Origin of the sequence: Rhodoblastus sp., from assembly GCF_052145335.1 — a bacterium.
Lineage (GTDB): Bacteria > Pseudomonadota > Alphaproteobacteria > Rhizobiales > Beijerinckiaceae > Rhodoblastus.
This window is the reverse complement of record NZ_JBKQOU010000160.1, coordinates 1-4700: the sequence shown is the minus strand read 5'-3', so window position 1 is coordinate 4700 and position 4700 is coordinate 1. Positions and strand designations below refer to the sequence as shown.

At 63.4% G+C, this 4700-nt stretch carries 6 protein-coding genes; all 6 read left to right on the top strand.

Translation table 11 applies throughout. The features are described 5' to 3' along the window. The first annotated feature begins 188 nt into the window (after positions 1-188). Positions 189-758, top strand: a complete 570-nt coding sequence (locus ACLP2E_RS10840) for a hypothetical protein (protein ID WP_442465922.1) — start codon at positions 189-191, stop codon at positions 756-758. Between the two features lie 393 nt (positions 759-1151). Continuing rightward, positions 1152-1685 (top strand): hypothetical protein, encoded by a 534-nt coding sequence (locus ACLP2E_RS10835; protein ID WP_442465923.1) that lies wholly within the window; start codon positions 1152-1154, stop codon positions 1683-1685. Then, positions 1589-1945 carry a tyrosine-type recombinase/integrase gene (locus ACLP2E_RS10830; protein ID WP_442461824.1) on the top strand — a complete coding sequence of 119 codons (357 nt, stop codon included), beginning with the start codon at positions 1589-1591 and terminating at the stop codon, positions 1943-1945. Before ACLP2E_RS10835 ends, ACLP2E_RS10830 begins: the two co-directional genes overlap by 97 nt. Further along, positions 1942-3054: a hypothetical protein gene (locus ACLP2E_RS10825; protein ID WP_442465921.1), complete on the top strand. Its 1113-nt coding sequence runs from the start codon at positions 1942-1944 to the stop codon at positions 3052-3054. Before ACLP2E_RS10830 ends, ACLP2E_RS10825 begins: the two co-directional genes overlap by 4 nt. Before the next feature lie 73 nt (positions 3055-3127). Beyond that, positions 3128-3337, top strand: a complete 210-nt coding sequence (locus ACLP2E_RS10820) for a hypothetical protein (RefSeq protein ID WP_442465920.1) — start codon at positions 3128-3130, stop codon at positions 3335-3337. Positions 3338-3348: 11 nt separating this feature from the next. Next, positions 3349-4700 (top strand): recombinase family protein (locus ACLP2E_RS10815; protein ID WP_442465919.1); only part of this gene is annotated, 1352 nt, incomplete at its 3' end.

Here is a 4700-nt window from a genome sequence, read left to right as displayed (position 1 = left end):
GCTCGCGCCGGCCCAGGCGGACTGGGCCGAGGATGACCCTGAAAATGCAACGAAATGAGAAGCCTACGGCAGCATCGTGAAAACATTGTCAAAGTAATCGTTCCATCTGTTCTGTTATATTATTCCCGAATGTCACCCTTTGGCATGTTTTGTCACTGATTTTAAAATCATGAGGATTGGAAGCAAAAATGGCGACCCCAAAAAATAAACCCAATACCCTGGCAGACGTGCTCGCAATTGTCGCTGCGGCCGATCTCGCCCCCGCGCGCCGCCGCGATCTAATCTCGTCGATCAACCGGCTCTGCGAGATGGCCGGTCGCTCGCCGTCGGACGTACCGGCGGAGGCGAGCGCGTTGAGGGCGGAGCTGCGCAAGATCCGCCCGGCGAAGTTTGGCGTCAGCGCCAAGACATTCAGCAACCAGAGAAGCCTCCTGGCGGCCGCCCTGCGGCAAGCCGGCGCGCTCGACGACATGGGCCGCGGATTTGCGCGGCGGCATCCGGCCTGGGGCCCTCTTCTGAAGGTCGTCGGCGCCAACACGCAGTTGCGGTTGCATCTGGACGACGGCCTCGCCGCCTTCGCCAACTGGTGCGCCAAGAACGGAATTGCCCCTGACGCGGTGACCGACGAGTCCGTGAAGCTGTTCGCGATCTGGCTGGAGACCCGCACCCTTTGCCTCAAGCCCCTCGACGCCGTGCGCGGGACGCCCCTTCGCTGGAACAAGGCCGGCGCGACGGTCGACTGTTGGCCGAAGACCTGACTGTCTCCCGTCTCGTTCAGAGCGCCCCGCAGGCGCCTCGCCTGGGACGATCTCAGCGAAAGCTTCCGCCGCGACGCCGAGGCCTATCTCGCCAAACGGGCCGATCCGGATATTTTCGACGAGGCGGCCGCGGCGCCGCGCCGTCCCTTGGCGCCAAACACGCTGCGACTGCAACGCGAGCACCTGCGCCTGGCTGCGTCGGTTCTCATCGAGGCGGGAATCGTTGCGGCGGACGTCGCTTCGCTGGCGGATCTTACCGAGCGAGAGCGCTTCAAAACCATTCTGCGCCACTATCAAGGCGAACCGAATGGAAAACCGAGCGCCTTTGCCGTTGGCCTCGCCAAAACGCTGATCCAGGCGGCCAAGCATCACGTCGGCGCCTCAGCGGAGCAGGTGGCCAACCTCAAGGCGCTGGCCGCCAAGCTACCGGCTGTCCCGTTCGATTTTACGGCTAAGAACAAAGCGCTCTTGCGCAAGCTCGAATCGGAGCGGCTTCGCGCCAAGCTTTTGTTTCTGCGCGAAGAATTGCTGGCCAGGGTCGCCGCAGATTCAAAGGCCTCTCGCCCGCCGTTCGTCGCCGGGCAGGTCGCGATTGCGATCGACATTCAATTGGCTTGCCCGCTTCGACCCCAGAACCTGAGTGATTTGCATTGGCGACGCCACTTCCTGGAGCCGGATGGGCCAAAGGGCCGTTTGCTGTTGCACATTCCTGCCGAGGAAACCAAGGTCAAACGCCAGGATCTGACCGTCGAGATTCCGGCGGACGTCGCACGGCGGCTGCGCTGGTATCGGCGTCACATCCTGCCGCGGGTTGGCGCCGATCCGAATGGATTTTTTTTGTCACGGAGAAGGGAGGCCGCAAGAGCCAGCAGACGCTCTGTCAGCAGATCGTCGAAACGATTGCAAAGCACGTCGGCGTCCACATGACTCCCCACCAGTTCCGTCACTTCGTCGCCAGCGTTTATCTCGACGCCAACCCGGAAGACCATCAGACGGCGCAGGCGATTCTTCATCACTCATCAGCCAAAACCACGCTGATCTATGCGGGCTCCGCCAGCCGCCGCGCCAGCCGAGCCTATGGCAAGATTCTGTTCGAACAGCGCGAGCAACTCGAGCTCGCTCGCCGCGCCAAGCCGGCCGGGTCGAAAAATGCGATCAAACCATCCCGAGGTCGTGAGGCGCCATGAGCCTTCTGAAGCATCTCCCCGAAATTCAGTGGCCGGCTGCGGATCGTCAAACATTTGAGGCGGCCTTCAGATCCGGCGACTTGTTCGACGAAACGGGCGGGCCTGGGGCGCATCTGTCGGAGGGCAGCCGAACTTGCATCCGGATGGGCTATCGTCGCTGGCTGGGGTTCCTGCACGCCGCTCATCCCGACGACCTTCTGATGCCGCCGGCCGATCGCATTTCGCTCGAGCGCGTGCGCGACTACGTCGCCCGGCTCAGCGCAGACATGCGTCCGTCCTCGGTCGCGCTGACGATCCAAAGCCTTTGCTATGCCGCCCGCCTGATCGCCGGCGAGCGCGACTGGCGATGGCTTTTTGCGATCAAAGCGCGACTCGTGGCCCGCGCGCGGCCACGCGACCGCTTTGACCGGCTGACGCCGCCTTGTCAGACGCTCGACTTCGGCATCGAACTGATGGACATGGCTCTCACCCTGCCGATGACGAGCCGCAGGACGCGCGAGCTGCAATATCGGGATGGGTTGATTCTTGCTCTGCTCAGCCTCTGGCCGATCCGGCGCCGGAGCCTGGCGGCCCTGACGGTCAGCCGGCATATCGAGATCGAGGACGGCGGCGTCAACTTCCTTCTCCATCCCGCCGACACCAAGTCCGGGCGCTTTGAAAGCTGCCGCACTCCGGAGCCGCTCGTCCCTTATGTTATGCGGTATCTCAAAGACATCCGTCCGCGTCTCGTGGGGCCTCGCCCCCATGACGGATTGTGGGCTTCATATCGCCATGGGACTTTGACGGACAGCGGCCTTTACGAGATCGCCCGAACCCGTCTCTGGAAGCGGTTCGGCAAGGACACGTGTCTGCACGACTTCCGGCGTTCGGCCGCCACTCATCTCGCGATGGACGCCCCTGCACAAATCGGCCTCATTCCGGGCGTGCTGCAGCACGCTTCGCCCGAGGTCGGCGAGCGGCACTACAATCTGGCCAACGCGATCAAGGCGAGCCAGAGGCTTGCCCAGCACCGGGCCTTAGTCAAAAACCGGCTGCGGCTCCTGACGACAAATACCGACGCTCCCAAAGTTGAGGAGTCCATGCGCCGGCGGCCGAGGCGGGGACAATGAAAGTTGACATGACCCAGTTTGATGGCGCCGTCGACGAGCGAATGAAGAAGTTAAAGCGCCGCGGAGAGCCAGCATGCGTGTGAGCATATACGTTCTCCCGGTTTGGTTGCGCGACGCCGCCGCGACCTCAATCGCCATCGACAATCCTCGCCATGTCGGCGATGCTCACCTCGTTCTCAGCCACGCCGGACTCGAAACGACGCAGAAGCATTACAATCAGGCGGCATGGGCGACCCGGGCGCTCCTGCGCGCCTCGTTCGACGCCGCCGGCAGATCACGTTGACGAGCAATTCTATGCGCGCCGTCATTTACGCCCGCTATTCCTCGGACCAGCAGCGCGAAGCTTCGATCGAGGACCAGATTCGCCTGTGCAAGGAGAGAATCGCCAAGGAGGGCTGGACGTTGGCCCAGGTTTTCCGTGATTCCGCCATGAGCGGGGCGACAACGCTGCGGCCAGGCTACCAGACGATGCTCGAAGGGGCGCGCGAAGCCGGTTTCGACGTCATCGTCGCCGAGGCGCTCGATCGGCTGTCGCGGGATCAGAAAGATGTCGCCGCGCTGTTCAAACGCCTGCAATTTGCCGGCATAAAACTCGTCACGCTCGGCCAAGGCGAGATCGGCGCCCTCCATATCGGCCTCAAGGGGACGATGAATGCGCTGTTCCTGAAGGATCTTGCCGACAAGGTGCGGCGCCGCTTGAGGGGACGGATCGAAGACGGCAAGTCGGGCGGCGGCAACGCCTACGGCTATGACGTCGTCAGGACCTTCGACGCCATCGGCGAGCCGGTTCGCGGCGAGCGCAGAATCAACCCGGCCGAAGCCAAGGTCATCAGGGAGATTTTTGACCGTTACGCTGGCGGCGCCTCGCCGCGAAAAATAGCGATGAAATTGAACGCTCGCGGCGTCAGCGCGCCGCGGGGCGGCGCCTGGAGCGGGAGCACGCTCAACGGCAACCGCGCGCGCGGCACGGGCGTATTGAACAACGAGATCTATATTGGCCGGCTGGTGTGGAACCGGCTTCGCTACGCCAAGGATCCAGAGACCGGCAGACGCCGCTCGCGCGCGAACGAGAATGAAGCGGTCATTACGACCGATGCGCCCGAACTGGCGATCGTTGCTCAAGAGGTCTGGAACGCGGTCAAGACGCGACAGGCGGCGCTTGGCAATGGCAAAGAGCAGAACAAGGATAGAAAGGGCGGCGCGCCCGATGGCGCTCCGGCGCCGTTCTGGTCGAAACAACGGCCGCGCTATCTGTTCTCGGGCCTGATGCGCTGCGGCGTTTGCGGCGGCGGCTTCTCGAAGATCAGCGCCGCGCATTTCGGGTGTTCGACGGCGCGCAACAAGGGCGAAAGCGTCTGCGCCAACCGGCTGACGATCCGTCGCGACGCGCTGGAGTCGACAGTCATGGACGGACTTCGCCATCGCGTGATGGACCCGATCCTGTTCAAAGCCTTCGCCCGGGAGTTCACGGCGGAATGGAACCGGCTGCAGGCGGACGCCGGTGCCAATCTGGCTCAACTGCGCGCGGAACATGAACGCGTCGACCGGCGGATCGAGCGCCTCGTCGACGCTTTGGCCGAAGGCGCGCCCGCGGCGCGGGTGACGCAAAAACTGCGTGAGCTCGAGCGTCGCCGCCTCGACCTAGA

Coding starts and splice junctions, on each gene's coding strand:
- ACLP2E_RS10840 (WP_442465922.1), top strand. CDS start 189: ATGGCGACCCCAAAAAATAAACCCAATACCCTGGCAGACGTGCTCGCA.
- ACLP2E_RS10825 (WP_442465921.1), top strand. CDS start 1,942: ATGAGCCTTCTGAAGCATCTCCCCGAAATTCAGTGGCCGGCTGCGGAT.
- ACLP2E_RS10820 (WP_442465920.1), top strand. CDS start 3,128: ATGCGTGTGAGCATATACGTTCTCCCGGTTTGGTTGCGCGACGCCGCC.